Source organism: Streptomyces sp. NPDC055506 (genome assembly GCF_053643595.1).
The window spans coordinates 1-1,808 of sequence record NZ_JBSHKH010000283.1; the positions used below are offsets into that span (position 1 = coordinate 1).

General features: G+C 71.8%; 1 protein-coding gene and 1 pseudogene. Both read left to right on the forward strand.

The features are described from left to right. A pseudogene (locus tag ACWIF2_RS40630) lies at positions 1 to 143 on the forward strand (sugar ABC transporter permease); the annotation flags it as partial. A gap of 67 nt (positions 144 to 210) precedes the next feature. Then, positions 211 to 1,755: an ArnT family glycosyltransferase gene (locus ACWIF2_RS40635; RefSeq protein ID WP_454366722.1), complete on the forward strand. Its 1,545-nt coding sequence runs from the start codon at positions 211 to 213 to the stop codon at positions 1,753 to 1,755. The last annotated feature ends 53 nt before the right edge of the window (positions 1,756 to 1,808 follow it).

Consider the following 1,808-nt stretch of genomic DNA (forward strand, 5'->3'; position numbering starts at 1 on the left):
CCACCATGGTCCTGGTCGGCGCGCTCTCCTCGGTCGCCGCCTTCAAGGTGTTCTCCGAGGTGTATCTGATGGCCGGGCCGACCGGCGGCCCGGCCGGCGAGGACACCACGCTCGTGATGCTGGTGCAGCGCGTCGGCACCGGCCGGGGACCCGCGACGGCCCGGCCGCCGGTGGTGGGTGCCGCTCCTGGTGGTCGCGCTGCTCGCGCAGATGGCCTTCGCGATGGTCACGACCGCCGTGCGGCAGACCCCGACCATCGACGAACCGGTGTACGTGGGAGCGGCCGCCGAGTACACGCACGAGCACCGGCTGCGCCACAACCCCGAGCATCCGCCGCTCGGCAAGCTGCTCATCGGCGCCGGGGTGGCCCTCGCGGATCCGCACATCGACCCCTCCTTCGCCGGAGACCAGGGCAGGCTGGGGCGGCACCTGCTCTACGAGTCGGGCAACGACCCCTGGCGGCTGATGCTGTGGGCCCGTCTCCCCGTGATCGCGCTGACCCTGCTGTTCGGTCTGGTCGTGTTCGCCTTCGCCCGTGAACTGGCCGGGACGGCAGGGGCGTTGACCGCACTCGCGTTGTACTGCTTCTCCCCCGACGTCATCGCCCACGGCTCACTCGCCACGCTCGACGTGCCTGCCGCCGGGTTCGTGCTCACGTCGGTGTGGCTGCTGTGGCGGGCCCGCCACAGGCCTCCGCTGTACGTGCCGCTCGCCGGGGTGGCGCTGGGGGCGGCCCTGGCGACGCGGATAAGCACGCTTCCTGTCGTACCGGTGCTCATGGCACTGGCCGCCGTATCGGTGTGGCATGCGTCGGCGGGTACCCGGGCCCGGGTTCTGATCCGCGCGGCGGCGGGCGCGGGTGTGTTGGCTGTGGCCGCGGTCGCGGTCGTGTGGGCCGCGTATGTGATGGTCGATCCGCGGCTGCGGTGGGCTCCCGAACAGCATGTGCCGCAGGTGCGGGGGCTGCGGGGGCTGTTGGTCGAGCTGCTGCCGTTCCCCGAGGCGTACCGGGACGGGATGCGGCTCCAGTTCGGTCTGGAGAACAGGCCGTGGCAGGGGTTTCTGTTCGGCCGGCTGTACTCGGGCTCGCTCTGGTACTACCTGCCCGCCGCGCTGCTGGTGAAGACGCCGCTCGGGATGCTCTGCCTGTGGGTCTGCGCCGCGGTGGTGGTGTTCGCGGTGCGGCGGCTGCGGCCGGCGGCGCCCTATGTGCTCGCCGCTCCTGCGGTGCTGCTGCTGGTGGCCATGCAGGGGGCGCGGGACTTCGGCACCCGGTACGCCGTCTTCCTGCCGCTGTTCCTCGCGGTGGGGGCGGGGTGCGTCCTCGTGGTGCGACGGCTGTGGGTGTCCGGTCTGGTGGCGGCGCTGGTGGTGTTCGCCGCCGTCAGTTCGCTGCGCACGTACCCCTATTACCTGCCGTACTCCAACGAGGCGTTCGGGGGGCCGGGCCGGACCCGGGAGCGGTTGCACGACTCCAACGTGGACTGGGGGCAGGACCTCGGGCGGCTCGCCGAGCGGTTGCGGGAGCGGTATCCGGATGAGCGGGTGTGGCTGGTGTACAAGGGCAGCGGGGTACCGGCTGCTTATGGCATCGAGGCCGGGGATCCGCGTCGGGTGCCCGACGGTGATGTGCGGGGGTTGTTGGTGGTGTCGGACTCGGCTGCCGCGAAGGCGACGGGGCGGCTGGCCGCTTTGATCGGCAGCAGCCGCCCCGTTGACGACGTCGGGCACTCGATCACGATCTATCGCCGTTGAGATCGTCACCAAGCCGATCGAGGGCGCGGGGGAGCGTGCTCCCGAGGTCGCCA